General features: G+C 64.7%; 15 protein-coding genes. 5 read left to right on the top strand and 10 right to left on the bottom strand.

The window, feature by feature from the left end:
* The first annotated feature begins 9 nt into the window (after window positions 1-9).
* Window positions 10-216 (top strand): hypothetical protein, encoded by a 207-nt coding sequence (locus OEG79_RS17915; RefSeq protein ID WP_264146290.1) that lies wholly within the window; start codon window positions 10-12, stop codon window positions 214-216.
* Between the two features lie 29 nt (window positions 217-245).
* On the opposite strand, the gene OEG79_RS17920 is transcribed toward OEG79_RS17915, so the two are convergent.
* The 8 genes from OEG79_RS17920 to OEG79_RS17955 all read right to left on the bottom strand — a co-directional run bounded on the left by OEG79_RS17920 (window position 246) and on the right by OEG79_RS17955 (window position 9,596).
* A complete protein-coding gene (locus OEG79_RS17920) occupies window positions 246-1,415 on the bottom strand; it encodes an iron-containing alcohol dehydrogenase (RefSeq protein WP_264146291.1) in 1,170 nt (389 codons plus the stop codon).
* 8 nt (window positions 1,416-1,423) lie between these two features.
* Window positions 1,424-2,812, bottom strand: a complete 1,389-nt coding sequence (locus OEG79_RS17925) for an aldehyde dehydrogenase family protein (protein ID WP_264146292.1) — start codon at window positions 2,810-2,812, stop codon at window positions 1,424-1,426.
* Between the two features lie 95 nt (window positions 2,813-2,907).
* Window positions 2,908-4,281 carry a glutamine synthetase family protein gene (locus OEG79_RS17930; protein WP_264146293.1) on the bottom strand — a complete coding sequence of 458 codons (1,374 nt, stop codon included), beginning with the start codon at window positions 4,279-4,281 and terminating at the stop codon, window positions 2,908-2,910.
* A 255-nt stretch (window positions 4,282-4,536) separates the two neighbouring features.
* Window positions 4,537-5,589: a TRAP transporter substrate-binding protein gene (locus OEG79_RS17935; protein ID WP_264146294.1), complete on the bottom strand. Its 1,053-nt coding sequence runs from the start codon at window positions 5,587-5,589 to the stop codon at window positions 4,537-4,539.
* 114 nt (window positions 5,590-5,703) lie between these two features.
* The gene (locus tag OEG79_RS17940; protein ID WP_264146295.1) at window positions 5,704-7,032 is read right to left on the bottom strand and encodes a TRAP transporter large permease; all 1,329 of its coding nucleotides are present in this window, start codon (window positions 7,030-7,032) and stop codon (window positions 5,704-5,706) included.
* Window positions 7,029-7,469, bottom strand: a complete 441-nt coding sequence (locus OEG79_RS17945) for a TRAP transporter small permease subunit (protein ID WP_413247552.1) — start codon at window positions 7,467-7,469, stop codon at window positions 7,029-7,031. Before OEG79_RS17945 ends, OEG79_RS17940 begins: the two co-directional genes overlap by 4 nt.
* 196 nt (window positions 7,470-7,665) lie before the next feature.
* Window positions 7,666-8,613, bottom strand: coding sequence for an alpha/beta fold hydrolase (locus OEG79_RS17950; protein ID WP_264146297.1), 948 nt, complete (start codon window positions 8,611-8,613; stop codon window positions 7,666-7,668).
* Between the two features lie 83 nt (window positions 8,614-8,696).
* Window positions 8,697-9,596: an AEC family transporter gene (locus tag OEG79_RS17955; protein WP_264146298.1), complete on the bottom strand. Its 900-nt coding sequence runs from the start codon at window positions 9,594-9,596 to the stop codon at window positions 8,697-8,699.
* A gap of 275 nt (window positions 9,597-9,871) precedes the next feature.
* Here OEG79_RS17955 and OEG79_RS17960 point away from each other — a divergent pair, with 275 nt between their 5' ends.
* The gene (locus tag OEG79_RS17960; protein WP_264146299.1) at window positions 9,872-10,399 is read left to right on the top strand and encodes a hypothetical protein; all 528 of its coding nucleotides are present in this window, start codon (window positions 9,872-9,874) and stop codon (window positions 10,397-10,399) included.
* Window positions 10,400-10,486: 87 nt separating this feature from the next.
* Here OEG79_RS17960 and OEG79_RS17965 read toward each other — a convergent pair whose 3' ends face one another.
* Both OEG79_RS17965 and OEG79_RS17970 read right to left on the bottom strand, forming a co-directional pair.
* Window positions 10,487-11,569 carry a fatty acid desaturase family protein gene (locus OEG79_RS17965; protein WP_413247519.1) on the bottom strand — a complete coding sequence of 361 codons (1,083 nt, stop codon included), beginning with the start codon at window positions 11,567-11,569 and terminating at the stop codon, window positions 10,487-10,489.
* The gene (locus tag OEG79_RS17970) at window positions 11,566-12,651 is read right to left on the bottom strand and encodes a ferredoxin reductase (protein ID WP_264146301.1); all 1,086 of its coding nucleotides are present in this window, start codon (window positions 12,649-12,651) and stop codon (window positions 11,566-11,568) included. Before OEG79_RS17970 ends, OEG79_RS17965 begins: the two co-directional genes overlap by 4 nt.
* Window positions 12,652-12,799: 148 nt before the next feature.
* Between OEG79_RS17970 and fabR the strand changes: the two genes are divergently transcribed.
* The 3 genes from fabR to OEG79_RS17985 all read left to right on the top strand — a co-directional run bounded on the left by fabR (window position 12,800) and on the right by OEG79_RS17985 (window position 14,811).
* On the top strand, window positions 12,800-13,435 hold the full coding sequence (fabR, locus tag OEG79_RS17975) for an HTH-type transcriptional repressor FabR (protein ID WP_264146302.1): 636 nt from the start codon (window positions 12,800-12,802) through the stop codon (window positions 13,433-13,435).
* 163 nt (window positions 13,436-13,598) lie between these two features.
* A complete protein-coding gene (ureE, locus tag OEG79_RS17980) occupies window positions 13,599-14,099 on the top strand; it encodes an urease accessory protein UreE (RefSeq protein ID WP_264146303.1) in 501 nt (166 codons plus the stop codon).
* Window positions 14,100-14,136: 37 nt separating this feature from the next.
* A complete protein-coding gene (locus tag OEG79_RS17985) occupies window positions 14,137-14,811 on the top strand; it encodes an urease accessory protein UreF (protein WP_264146304.1) in 675 nt (224 codons plus the stop codon).
* Window positions 14,812-14,825 lie beyond the last annotated feature (14 nt).

Genomic DNA, 14,825 nt, shown 5'->3' on the forward strand with positions numbered 1-14,825 from the left:
GGAGTCACCATGCAGTCGATTCGTCCTGCCCTATTGCTCGGTTTCCTGCTGCTCGCCGCATGCGGCGGCACCGAGACAGCCACCACCGCCTCCTTGCAAGCCCAGAACGCGGCGCAGAAACAGCAGCAGATGGAACAACTCAAGCAACAGATAGACCAGCTCAACCAGCAGGCCGAGCAGCGACTGCAGGAACAACTGGACACCGCCGGGCAGTGATCACCTGCCGCTCCCTGTAGCAGGCCGGGCTACAAGGCTCCGTGCAGTGCCTTCTCGAACAGGGCGCTGTACTGCGCGGCACTGAAGCCGATGGGGTTGGTGCCGGCCGAAGGGTCGACCTCGGCCATGCGCCCGACCTGTTCGATGCGCGCATCGTCGATGCCGATCTCACCCAGGCTATGGGGTATGCCCACCTCGCTGCGCAGCGTCAGCACCCATTCCAGCACCGCGTCGAAGCCGCTGCCCGGCAGCGCCAGGTAGCGCGCCATCTTCTCCATCTGCGGCTCGATCAGCGGACGGTTGGCCACCAGCACATAGGGCATCAGTACCGCATTGAGCAGGCCATGGTGGGCGTCGTACAGCGCGCCCAGCGGATGCGCCAGCGCATGCATCGCCCCGAGCCCGCGCTGGAATGCAGTGGCGCCCATGCTCGACGCCACCAGCATCTGCAGCCGCGCCTCGACATCATTGCCCTGCGCCACCGCACGCGGCAGATGCTGCTGCACCAGGCGCATGCCTTCCAGCGCGATGCCCTCGGCCATGGGATGAAACAGCGGCGAGCAGAACGCCTCCAGGCTGTGCGACAGCGCGTCCATCCCGGTAGCCGCGGTGATCCTGGCCGGCAGCCCGACGGTCAGTTCGGGGTCGAGAATCACCAGTGCAGGCAACATCCGCGCGTGAAAGATGATTCGCTTGATATGCGCCGCGTCGTCGGTGATTACCGAAGCGCGGCCGACTTCCGAGCCGGTACCTGCGGTGGTCGGAACCGCCACCACCGGGGCCATGCCGGCGACATTGACGCGGCTGGCGTTGTCGCCGATGTCCTCGAAATCCCACAGTGGCCGATCCTGGCCCACCATCAGGGCGATGGCCTTGCCGGCATCCAGCGCCGAGCCGCCGCCGAAGGCGATCACCCCGTCATGCCCGCCTGCCTTGAATGCGGCGACACCATCCATCACGTTGCTGCCGGTGGGGTTGCCCTTGATCGCCGAGAACAACCCGGCCTTCAGCCCTGCGTCGCGACATTGACGCAGCGCCGCGTCGATCATCGGTAACGCCGCCAGGCCCGGGTCGGTACATAGCAGCGGTGCGCGCATGCCGAGCAGGCGGCAGGCATCGGCCAGCTCGGCAATGCGCCCGACGCCGACGCGCATCGAGGTCGGGTAGTTCCAGTTCATGCGGTACTGTTCGAGAGTCATGGCGCGCCTCACAACTGAGTCTTGAAGTGGAAGGATTTCGGCCGGGTCAGCTGCTCGTAGCCAACCCGTGACAGGGTGCAGCCGCGCCCGGAGTTCTTCACCCCGGTCCAGGCCAGGCCGGGATCGAGGTAATCGCAGCGGTTGAGAAACACCGTGCCGGCCTCGACCCGATCAGCCAGCGCCATGGCGGCGTCGACATCGCGACTGAAGATCGCTGCGGTCAGGCCGAACTCGCTGTCGTTCATCAGCGCCAGTGCTTCCTCGTCGCTGGCGACCTTCTGAATGCCCACCACGGGGCCGAAGGATTCTTCGGTCATCACGCGCATTTCGTGGTTGACGTTGGTCAGTACCTGCGGTGCGAGGTAGGGGGTACCTGGCGCATCCAGGGGAAACTCGGCCGGGTCGATATGTGCCCTGGCGCCCTGCTCGACCGCTTCGGCGATCTGCCCACGAACGAAGTCGGCAGCATCGGCCCGCACCAGCGGCCCCAGGGTGGTCTCCGGATCGTCCGAACGGCCCAGCCTGTACTGGCGCACCAGCGCCACCGCACGCTCGACGAACTCGTCGTACAGCGCTTCATGCACGTAGATGCGCTCGATGCCGCAGCACGATTGACCGGAGTTGAAGAAGGCGCCATCGATGGCGGTTTCCACCGCGTGCTGCAGATCGGCGTCGGCCCGGACATAGGCCGGGTCCTTGCCACCCAGTTCGAGCCCGACACTGATGAAGCGCCCGGCCGCAGCGCGCTCGACCATGGCCCCGCCCGGCACCGAACCGGTAAAGGCGACGTGGTTGATGCTGGGGGAGCGAATCAGCGCCTCGGTCTCGCCGTGACTCAGGTGCAGGTACTGGAATACGCCTTCGGGCAAGCCGGCCTCGGCGAAGGCCTCGACCATGCGTTCGGCACACAGCGGCGTCTGCGCCGAATGCTTGAGCAGTACCACATTGCCTGCCAGCAGGGCCGGCATCACCGCGTTGACGGCGGTCAGGTAGGGGTAGTTCCAGGGCGCGATGACCAGCGCCAGGCCGAGCGGTTCACGGCGAATGAAACGGGTGAAGCCGGCCTTTTCCGGCAGGCGGATGTCGGCCAGCGAGCCCTCGGCGATGTCCGCCATATGGCTGGCACGCTCGACGAAACCACGTATCTCGCCGGCGGCGTAACGGATCGGCCGGCCCATCATCCAGCACAGTTCCTCGGCCAACTGAGCCTCGCGCGCGGCGAAGGCTTCGATGGCGCGCCGGCCAATTGCGATGCGCTCGCACAGCGAGGTCTGTTTCCAGGTCTGCTGCGCCAGTTCGGCCTTTGCCAGCGCGGCCAGCACCTCGGGATTGGACGCAAGACGACGCTCGACATAGACCGAGCCATCGATGGGAGAAATGCATTGCAGCTTGCTCATAAAGTGCTCCAGAAATCTTGCCCGCGTAACCCGGATGCAATCCGGGACACTCGGCGAAACCGCCCCGGATTGCATCCGGGCTGCGGCCGGTGGAATCAGATGATTTCGAAGTAGCGATCCAGCTCCCAATCGCTGACATGACGACGGTACTCGCGCTCTTCCCACTCGCGGCTGGCCGCGAAGTGCTCGACGAAGGCATCACCGAACAACTCGCGCGCGGCCTGCGACCCCTTCAGACGCTGCGCGGCATCCCACAGCGTGCGGGGAAGCGCCAGCTCTTCGGGATGCTTGACCGCGTAGGCGTTGCCGCTGACCGGCTCGGTCGGCTCCCACTCCTGCATGATCCCGTACAGGCCCGAGCCGATGGCCACCGACAGCGCCAGGAAGGGATTCCCGTCTGCGGCGCCGAGGCGATACTCCTGGCGCTGCGACTTGTCGCTGCCGGGAATCACCCGTAGTGCTGCGGTGCGGTTCTCCACACCCCAGGTGGCATCGGTGGGCGCCCAGAAGCCGGGGATCAGGCGCCGGTAGCTGTTCAGGGTCGGCGCCACCATGCACAGGAACTCCGGCATCAGACGCTGCTGGCCAGCGAGGAAATGCCGCTGCAGCTTGCTCATGTTGTGTGCCTGGCCGGGGTCGTAGAAGGCCGACTTGTCCGTCTTGCGGTCGCGCAGCGACACATGGATATGCCCGCTCTGCCCCGGGTAGTTGCCGGACCATTTGGCCATGAAGGTGGCCATCAGGCCGTTGCGCTGGGCCAGCACCTTCATGAAGGTCTTGAACAGTGCGCCCTTGTCCGCCGCGGCCTCGGCGTGATCCACGGCGATGGCCGCCTCCAGTACGCCGGGACCGGTCTCGGTGTGCAGACCCTCGATGGGAAAGTCCATCGCCTCGCCCATTTCGAGAATCTGGTGGTACAGCTCGGCATGTACCGAGTTGCGGATCATCGAGTAGCCGAACCAGTCCGGCGTGAATGGTTTGAGATCGCGAAAGCCCTTGGCTCGCGCCGAGTCCGGGGTTTCATCGAACATGAAGAATTCGTATTCCAGCGCAGCAAAGGGCTCGAAGCCCATGTCCTGACAACGCCGGATCACCCGCCGTAGCGTACCGCGCGGGCATACCGCCTCGGCCTGCTGGTCGAACTCGGCAAGAAACAGCAGCATGCCGTTCTCGAAGGGAATCTCGCGGCAGGTGTGCGGCAGGATGCGCACCGGCGCGTCCGGATAGCCGCTGTGCCAGCCGGTGTACTGGGTGTTGTCGTAGAGCTGGTCCTTGACGTCCCAGCCGAGCACCACATCGCAGAAGGCGAAGCCGTGCTCCAGCGCCGAGAAGAACTTGCTGCGGCTCATGTATTTGCCGCGCATCACCCCATCGTTGTCGAACAGACCGACCTTCACGTGGCTCAGGCCACGCTCCTCGACGATGCGCCGCGCATCGCCCAGGGTCTTTACATCCCGTGGTTTGAACATGCTAACCCCTATGTCTTGTTGTTATGGCAAGCGGGTCCAGCGCCGGGCTGAGCATCCATGACCGGCCAGGCAAGGCCGACAGCGCACGAGCGCAGCCCGACGCTTGGTATAGCGTGCGTTTCAGGCTCATAGAGTGTGGTACAGGATTGCCGGGATGGCAGGGTATCGAAGGGAAAAATCTGGCAGGTGCGATGCTGCGCTGGATAAAGCCGCGCCCGCACCTTCAGGTACGGGCGCCATGAAGCGAAAATGACCTCAGTAACGGTAGGGCGGGCCGGCCTTGGCCATCAGTGCGTTGTACTTCTTGAAGATCTCCACCACCCGGGCGCAGCGCGGGCTGGTCTTGGCGATCTCGTCCCAGAACTTCTGCGCCTCGGCCTCCACCGTGGCCCATTCTTCGGCGGGAATGGTGGTCAGCTGCAGCTTGCTGCCCTCCACCCGCAGCTGTGCCTCGCCGCCCCAGTACCAGTGCTGACGGTAGTAGTGGGAGCTGTCCATGCTCAACTTGAACAGGCTCTTGAGGTGTTCGGGCACCGCGTCCCATTTCTCGCTGTTGGCGAAATAGGAGCCGATCCAGGCGCCGGAGATGTTGTTGGTCAGGAAGTACTTGGTGACGTTGGCCCAGCCCACCGTGTAGTCCTCGGTGATGCCGCACCAGGCGATGCCGTCCAGCTCGCCGGTCTGGATGGCCACCTCGATGTCCTCCCAGGGCAGGGTCACCGGGATCACCCCGAAGCGGGCGAGGAACTTGCCGGCCGTGGGGAAGGTGAAGATGCGCTTGCCCTTGAGGTCGGCGAGGCTGTTGATCGGCTGGACCGTGGCGAAGTGGCAAGGGTCCCAGGCGCCGGAGCCGAGCCAGGTGACGCCCTTGACCTCGCCGTAGGCCTCGGCCCAGATCTCGTTCAGCCCGTAGCCGTGAAACAGCGCCGGCACATCGAGGCTGTAGCGGGTGGCGAAGGGGAAGTAGCCGCCGAATACCGAGACGTCCACCGGCGCGGCGATGGAATCGTCGTCGCTCTGCACCGCGTCGATGGTGCCGCGCTGCATGGCGCGGAACAACTCGCCGGTCGGCACCAACTGGTCCGCGGTGTAGAGCTGGATTTCCATCTCGCCCTTGGCCGCCGTGTTGAAGGCGGTGATCGAGGGTTTGATCACATGCTCGGCCAGCGCCGGCCCGGCATAGGTCTGCAGACGCCAAGTGATCTTCTTCGGCTCGTCGGCGTAGATATGCGCTGCGCCCAGCGCTGCGGTGCCGGCCGCGCCACCAGCTACTGCGGCGGTCTTCAGGAACTTGCGTCTCGTTGTCATGCTGTCCTCCAGGGATGTCGATACAGTCGTTTGCAACCGCACAACAGGGGCCGGCAGACAGCGCGCGGCCCATTCTTGTCCGTCGACAGCAGGTGCCGCCGGCGAAATTTCAGGTCAATTCCCGCCGCCATGCCACTGCGGCAGCCACAGGGCGATCTGCGGAAAGACCATGATCAGGGCTAGGGTCAGCACCATGATCGCCACGAAGGGCACCACCGAGCGGTAGATGTCCGGCAGGGTGATTTCCGGCGGGGCCATGGCGCGCATCAGAAACAGGTTGTAGCCGAATGGCGGGGTCAGGTAGGCCATCTGGCAGGTGATGGTGTAGAGCACGCCGTACCACACCAGGTCGAACCCCAGTGCGCCCACCAGCGGGATGTACAGCGGCGCCACGATCACCAGCATGGCGGTGTCGTCGAGGAACATACCCATGACGATGAACGACAGCTGCATGAGGATCAGGATTTCCCAGGGCCCGAGGCCCATGCCCTCGACGAAGATGTTCTCGATCGCCTTGACCGCGCCGAGGCCGTCGAACACCGCGCCAAAGCACAGCGCGGCGAGGATGATCCACATGAACATGCAGGTGATGCCGAGGGTCTTGCGCAGTGTTTCCTCCATCACCGCGCGCGTCAGCCGACCCTTGATCAGGGCCGCCAGGGTGGCGGCCAGCGCGCCCACCCCCGAGCTTTCCACCAGGCTGGTGAAGCCCATCAGGAACAGCCCGGTCATGGCGAAGAAGACGAACAGCGGCACCAGCCCGGCGCGCAACAGGCGGAACTTCTCCGCCCAGGTGATCTGCGCACGCTCCTCCTCGGGCAGCGGCGGCCCCAGCTCCGGCTGCAGGCGGCAGCGGATGGCGATGTAGACCAGAAAGAGGAAGGCCATCAGCAGCCCGGGAAAGACCCCGGCCAGCCACAACTGCCCGACCGGCTGGCGGGCGATCATGCCGTACAGCACCATCACCACGCTGGGCGGCAGCAGGATGCCGAGGGTGCTTCCACCCTGAATCACGCCGGTGACCATGATCTTGTCGTAGCCGCGACGCAGCAGCTCCGGCAGGGCGATGGTGGCGCCGATGGCCATGCCGGCCACGCTGAGCCCATTCATCGCCGAGATCACCACCATCAGGCCGATGGTGCCCAGCGCCAGGCCGCCGTGCAGCGGGCCCATCCACACATGGAACATCCGGTACAGGTCGTCGGCCACCCCCGACTCGGAGAGGATGTAGCCCATGTAGATGAACATCGGCACGGTCAGCAGCGGATACCATTTCATCAGCTTCATCGCCGCGCTGAAGCCCATCTCCGCACCACCGTCACCCCACAGCAGCAGCGCCGCGACCACACCGACGAAGCCGATGGCGCCGAACACCCGCTTGCCGGTAATCAGCAGCAACATCATGGTCGAGAACATCAGCAGGGAGATCAGCTCATAGCTCATTGCAGCGACTCCCCACGGGCTTCGGCCAGGTTCCTGAAGAAGGTCGCGCAGGCCTGCAGCAGCATCAGCAGCACGCCGAAGGTCATCACGATCTTGATCGGCGCCATGTGCGGCGACCAGGCGGAATAGCTGGTCTCGTCATATTCCAGGGCGTACCAGGTCGAGGAAATGCCGCCGTACAGCAGCAGCCCCAGGTAGAAGATGAGCAAAAGCATGGTCACCACGTCGACCCGCGCCCGCGTGCGCGGCTGCCAGCGGCTGTACAGCAGGTCCATGCGCACATGGGCATCGAGCTGCATGGAGTAGCCCCCCCCCAGCAGGAAGTAGCTCACCATGAGGAACTGGGCGACTTCCAGGGTCCAGATCGATGGAGTGAAGAAGGTCTTGCTCAGCGACGAGTACAGCAGCACGCCGAGCATGACGAAGATCAGGTACATGGTGCATCGGCCGATGACGCGATTCATGCCATCCACCGCACGAACGAACACGTGTACGCCCCTGTTCATGCCAGCCCCCGGACTTTTTTTGTCGGTGATCAGGTCAGCCTAGACGAGGATTGGCCGATGCCAACCACAACCCTGCAACCATGACAATGGCTCGGCGCGGTCACGGCGCTCGCGCCGACGGGGGCGTTCAGTCGGCCAGAAAGCGCTGCAAGGCGGGCACCGTGCGCAGCGGATCTTCCTCCTGTGGCACATGGCCGAGCGCCTCGAACAGCACCAGCCGACTGCCTTCGATGTCGCGCAGGAAACGCTCTGCGTTGTCCGGCGGAATCAGCCGGTCACGCGCGCCCCAGATGATCAGCGTGGGCAATTGCAGCTCGCCGATACGCTCGTGCAGCTCGCCGCTGGGAGCCTGAGCGAACCGCTGACGCAAGGCCTGGCGATTTCCCTCGCGCAAGGTCAACTGGTAATAGCGCTCGACCAGATCATCCTCGACTTTGTCCGGATCGCCATACACGTTGCGTACGCTGGACTCGATCATGCCTCGCGGCAACAGACGACTCATCAGCGGCGCCAATGCCGGAATACCCGCCAGGCGAAAACCTATCGGTACCGACTCGGAATTGCGCGGATAGCCGGCCGCATCCACCAGTACCAGGCGCGCGCTGCGTTCGGGATGGGCCAGGGCAAAACGCCAGGCCAACTGACCACCAAAGCTGTTGCCGACCAGCACGACGCGCTTCACCTGCAGATGATCGAGCAGGGCGAGTAGAAACGCCGTGTAGTGCCCGACACGGTAATCGCCATCGGGGAACGGGCCGGTGAGGCCGAAGCCGGGCAGATCCAGGCTGATCACCCGGCGTTGCGGCGTCAGTTCCTGCGCCCAGCCTTCCCAGGTGTGCAGGCTGGCGGAGGTGCCATGCAGCAGCAGGATCGGTTCGGGATCATCGCGTCTTCCCTGATCACGCAGGTGCACGGACATGCCACCGATATCGACGAACTGCGAAGGCGCTGGCGCCCAGCGCGCCTTGAGCTCGTCCAGAGGACGATCCGGCGCCCAGTTGAGGGCGACGAATCCGGCCAGAGTCAGCCCGAACACCAGCACCAGGCCGAGCAGCACGTGAGCGAGTCGTTTCATCGAAGCAGTCCTGAACGGAGCGGGAAGCGCGATGCTAACCAGACACCGCGAACACGCCTATCGCCTGGAAGACGGAATCGCCATCAGAACCCGGCCAGCAGCATCCACAGCGGAAGGGAAATCGACGCCAGCAGCGTGGACAGGGAAATCGCCGCGCTGACACTGCGGCTGTCTTCGGCGGTGCGGGCAAAGGCCATCACGTTGACCCCACTCGGGCAGGCAGCAAGCAGCACCAGCACGCTGCGCGCCGTTTCGTTGAGGCCGGGAAGCAGACCGCTGAGCCACCAGACCAGTGCCGGGAACAGCAGCAGCTTGGCCACCGCCACACCCCAGGCCTCGCCGGTCGGACGCAGGCGGTAGCGCGACAGACTGGCACCGAGCACGATCAGCGCGCAGGGCAACGCCGCCTGGCCCAGCCAGGTGACCGCCCGCCACAGGCTTTCCGGCACCTGCAGCCCGGACAGATTGAGCAGCGCCCCCAACCCCAGGCCGATGATCATCGGGTTGGCCAGATTCTTCAGCAGCGCACGGCCGTCAACGCGCTCCTGACTGCCAAAGGCGGCGTAAAAGCTGTGCAGGGAAAACAGCGTAAGACTGTGAAACACCAGGATGGCAAAGACGTAGAGCAGACCATCGGTGCCCATCAGACTGGCGATCAGCGGAATGCCCACCAGCACATTGTTGGAGAACGCCGCCACCAGGCCCAGCGGCGTCGCCGTACCGCGCCGCCAGTGCGCCAGCGCATTGACCAGCGCAAACACCAGCAGCACCGGCAGGTAATAGGCCAGCAGCAGAACCGGCGAAAGCCCCTCGGCCAGGGAGGCCTTGGCAATGCCGGCGAACAGCAACGTCGGCATGAACAGCTTGAAGGTGATATTGGCCAGGCCGGTCGCCGACTCGCTGGTAAGCCACTGCCGCCAGCCAAGTACATAGCCGAGAACGATCAGAGAGAAGATCGGCAAAATTGCCTGTGCCGCGAGCATGACGAGCCCTGCCTCCTGGGAACTGCTGAAGAAGGCGGATCGCACTGGACCCGCGAGGGTCGCCAAGCATACGCGTGCCGGGCCATCGGCGCGATGCTTGGCGAAACACTCTCCGCCCGGCTTGACGGCCGTCCAGAAGCCCCGAGATAGAGCCTCTCAATCAAGTATTGAAGGTATCGATGTTCACTATCAGGACAGTCAAGTTCTTATCTGCGCTCATGTCCTCAAGAATTGCCTCCGAAGCCACTTATTAACTCCCCCACGGAGACACCGACATGAAAACTCAACTGACCCTCGCCGCCCTGGCCCTCAGCCTGATGACCACCAGCGTATTCGCCGCCCCGAGCAGCGCCCCCTTCCCTCTCGTGGGTGAAGCCAAGGACAGCCAGGTACAACAGCAAACCGTTGCACCGCTGGCCGAGAACGGTTCCGAACGCACCCCGGGCGTACAACGTATTCAACTGGCTGAAGACGGTTCCGACCGCACTCCCGGCAGCCAGCGCATCAAGCTGGTAGAAGGTGGTTACGAGCGTACCCCTGGCGCACAGCGTGTCCAGTTGGCCGAAGGTGGTGCTGAGCGCACCCCGGGCGTACAACGCATTCAACTGGCCGAAGACGGTTCCGACCGTACTCCCGGTAGCCAGCGCATCAAGCTGGTAGAAGGTGGTTACGAGCGTACCCCTGGCGCACAACGTGTCCAGCTGGCTGAAGGCGGTTACGAGCGCACTCCGGGCGCCAAGCGCGTACAGCTGGCAGAGGGCGGCTCCGATCGTCTGATCGAACAGCATGGCCGCACCGCCTGAGCGTCACTGCAATACCCCCAAAGCCCGGCACAAGCCGGGCTTTTTCATGCTCGCCGCCGGCTCGAGTGGCCTTGCGGGCGCAGCGACTCAGACCATTTCGGCAGAGGGGCGGCGGTAGATCCAGATGCGCCGCAACACCGTGCGGAACTGCCCCCAGAGCGTCCCCGTGTTGTAGTGCTGGCCGTAGCGCTGCGCGATCTCCCGCACTTCCCGCGCCAGCTCGGCGTAGCGCCGCGCCGGCAGATCCGGATAGAGGTGATGCTCGATCTGGTGGCTGAGGTTGCCGGTGAGAATATGCAGCAGCGGTCCGCCGGACAGGTTGCTCGAACCACGCAGCTGACGCAGATACCAGTGCCCACGCGTTTCCCCTTCCAGCACCTGCGGCGAGAATACCGCCGCCTTTTCGGTGAAGTGACCGCAGAAGATCACCAGGAAGGTCCACAGGTTGCGCAGCAGATTGGCCACCAGGTTGCCGGTCAGTACGGCCAGCGCACTGGCGCCGAGCAACAGAGCCAGCAGCGGGAATACCAGGTAGTCCTTGACCCATTGCCGCGCCGTCTTGCCTCCAAGCTGACGGGCCAGCGGTTTGACCTCCTCCTTGCTGATACGTCCCTTGATCAGCTTGTCCAGACGCAGGTGCTGGATCGCCACGGCGTACTGGAACAGCAGCGCCTGGATCGTCACCCACAGCGGCTGCCAGCGATAGAAGGGCTTCCAGCGCTGCTCGGGGAACAGCCTCACCACGCCATAGCCGACATCGTCGTCCATGCCCAGCACGTTGGTGTAGGTGTGATGCACGTGGTTGTGGGTGTGCCGCCAGAAATCCGAAGGCCCCACGATGTCCCACTCGTAGGTACGGCCCTGCAACTCCGGATCGTTCATCCAGTCGTACTGGCCGTGCATCACGTTGTGGCCAAGTTCCATGTTCTCGAGGATCTTGCCCAGCCCCAGCAGCAGGGTCCCGAGCAGCCAGGTCGGCGGGAACCAGCCGAACATCAGCAGCGCGCGGCCACTCCAGCAGCACAGTCGCACGGCACTTCGCACACGACGGATATATCGGGCATCGGTTTCCCCCAGGTCGGCCAGCGTGCGCTGGCGCAGGGCGTCCAGTTCCTGGCCGAAGGCCTCCAGCTCGGCGGGACTCAGTTCTCGGTCAAGGCGGGCAGTCACAGGTCGATCTCCACATCCCCGTGCGGGGCGCTGACACACAAGCGAATGGGTTGATTGGGTTCGGCGAACAGCTCGCCGCTGCGCAGATCGCGTACCGAACCGGCCAGCAGCAGACAGGTGCAACTGGTGCAGATGCCCTGCCGACAGCCGTGAGCCGGACGCAACCCGGCGGCTTCGGCCTGATCCAGCAGACTGGCGTTGCTGCTGCCGGAAACCTGCTGCCGGCTGCGGGCAAAACTCAGGCGGACCTCACCCGCTTCCGCTTCGGCGAGCACCGGCAGCGGGCTGAAGCTTTCCGACTGCAGGCTGCTGCCGCGTCCGGCCTCAAGCCACCAGCCACATGCCTGCTCGACGAAACCGCGCGGGCCACAGATCCGCAGGTGCGCGCCCGGCAACGCAGCCAGCCGCTCGGCCGACAGGCGCTGCTCCTCACCACTGAAAATCCACTGCACCTGCACGTTGGCATGACGCGCCGCCAATGCCTGCAACTCCTCGGCATAGGCCTGCTGCCCCTGGCGGCGCACCTGATGCAGCAGCGTGACCGGCGCGGTAAAGCCATGCGCCAGGGCATCACGCAGCAAACCGAGCAGGGGCGTGATGCCACTGCCGGCCGCAAGCAACAGCACGGCGCCCTGATCCTGCGGCCAGGCGAAATCGCCGAATGCCTGGCTCAGTTCGAGTACCTGGCCGACCGCAAGACGGTCGAGCAGCAGATTGGACATACGCCCGCCCGGCTGGCGTTTGATCGCAAGCTCGACGCGCCCGTCAGCCGATACCGAAGTCAGGCTGTAACTGCGCGCATGGCGTATGCCGTTGTGCTCCAGATACAGCTGGACATGCTGTCCGGCTCGCCAGGCCTGTGCATTGCCATTGCAGCGCAGCTGTACTGCCAGCATGTCCTCGGCCACCCAGCGACGCGACTCGACCTGAGCAAACACGCGGTTGAGGCGCAGGGTCGGGTGCAACTGGCGCAGGCATAGATCGACATCCGCCTCACGCAGCCAGCCGTTGGCACAAAGCCGGCGCAGCGGCTGCAGGCAACCCGCAACCCGCCGCGCCAATGGCAGGGAAAGTAAAGCCATCAAGAATTTCCAGTGAACACTTGTGCACAAGGCTGACAGAAACCAGGCTTTTCGGTCAACAGTTGTTCACCAAACCCTGTCGAGCCGGTTCGACGCTGGCGCCGCGCATTTGTTAGAGTGCGGCATCGCTCAACGACCCCGATCTCGCATGACGCCACGCGCCGAACAGAAGCAGCAGACCCGCCAGGCCCTGATGGATGCCGCCCTCACGCTGATGGAGAGCGGCCGCGGTTTCGGCAGCCTGAGCCTGCGTGAAGTGACGCGCGGCGCCGGCATCGTGCCGACCGGTTTCTACCGCCATTTCGCCGATATGGATGAACTCGGTCTGGCGCTGGTGGCGGAAGTCGGCGAGACCTTCCGTGCGGCGATCCGCCAGGTACGCCGTCACGAGTTCGAGATGCGTGGCATGATCGACGCCTCAGTGCGCATATTTCTCGCCGAAGTGGCCGCCAACCACGGTCAGTTCCTGTTCCTCGCCCGCGAGCAGTACGGCGGCTCGCGCCAGGTACGCCAGGCCATCGCCGCCCTGCGCGAGGGCATCACCAGCGATCTGGCCGCCGACCTCAAGCTGATGAACCGGATGCCGCACCTCGACGATGCAGCTCTCGACGTGGTCTCGGACCTGGTGGTCAAGACCGTGTTCGCCACCCTGCCCGAACTGATCGACCCGCCCGCGGAAAACCTGCCCGCCCATCTCACCGCAGAAGCCAAGATCATCCAGCAACTGCGCTTCATCATGGTCGGTGGCAAGCACTGGCTGGGCCTGGGCAAACCCTCCGCCTAACACGCACCAATAGCGTGCAATCCAGGCAAAAACGCACCAAATCAATTCCGAGCAACTCGACAAGTTTTCCACAGATAGCCTGAGCGCCCCGTCCTGCGCCACTCTGCGGCCTTGGCAAGCCACTTGCACTATTTCCGGGCACATTGCCCCGGAATAGATACACATGCTGGTGATCCACTCCCGAGTCGCGCCGCAGAGCACCTGCGACGCCGAACTGGAACTAACCTTCGAGGCCCGCAGCAAGAGTCGCCTGCGCTGCTTCACCACTACGGGTGAGGAAGTCGGCCTGTTCCTCGAACGCGGCCAACCGGCGCTGGCCGACGGCGAGTGCCTGCAGGCCAATGACGGACGCATCGTCCGCGTACGTGCCAAGCCCGAGCCGCTGCTGCATGTCACCTGCTCCAGCCCGTTCGAGCTGATGCGCGCCGCCTACCACCTGGGCAACCGTCACGTCGCCCTGCAACTGGGCGAGGGCTGGCTGCGCCTGCCCGACGACTATGTGCTCAAGGCCATGCTCGAACAGCTCGGTGCCACGGTCGAAGCCATCGAAGTCCCCTACCAACCCGAGCAGGGCGCCTATGGCGGCGGCCATCATCATTCCCACCACGGCGATGCGGAATTCAACTACGGCCCGCGCCTGCATCAGTTCGGTGTGCGCAAGTGAGCCAACGCATGACAGCTGCCAGCACCGAGACCCGGGCATGAAACCGGCCTGGGCATTGCTGCGCCTGGCCAGCCCACAGCTGCCGATCGGCGGCTACAGCTACTCACAGGGCCTGGAATGGGCCATCGACAGCGGTCTGATCAGCGACGCCGACGGCGCCGAACGCTGGCTGGCCGATCAGCTCGCGCTCAACCTCGCCCGCTTCGAAGCTCCGCTGCTGCTGGCTCACTGCCGCGCCGCAGACGAGGGTGACTGGCCACGCCTGCAGACACTGGCCGAACAGCATCGGGCCAGCCGCGAAACCCGTGAGCTGGCACTGGAAAGCAGGCAGATGGGCTACTCGCTCAGGCAACTGCTCGAAGGCCTGCCCGAACTGGACGAGGCCGCTCGCGGACTGCTCGAAACCCAGGACGAGCCGGGCCTGGCCCTGGTCTGGGCGCTGGCCGCACGTGCCTGGCAGATCGCCCCGGACGATGCCCTGGCCGCCTGGCTCTGGGGCTGGCTGGAAAACCAGCTCGCCGTACTGATGAAGGTCCTGCCGCTTGGTCAGCAGGCCGCTCAGCGCCTGACCAGCCGTCTGCTGCCGCAACTCGATGCGGCCCAGCAGCAGGCTGCGTCCATCTCCCCCGAACACTGGGGCAGCGCCGCCTTCGGCCTGGCCCTGACGAGCATGGCGCACGAGCGCCAGTACTCGCGTCTCTTCCGCTCCTGACGAGGAACAACAGC

Source organism: Pseudomonas sp. Z8(2022), assembly GCF_025837155.1.
In the GTDB taxonomy this organism is placed as follows: Bacteria; Pseudomonadota; Gammaproteobacteria; order Pseudomonadales; family Pseudomonadaceae; genus Aquipseudomonas.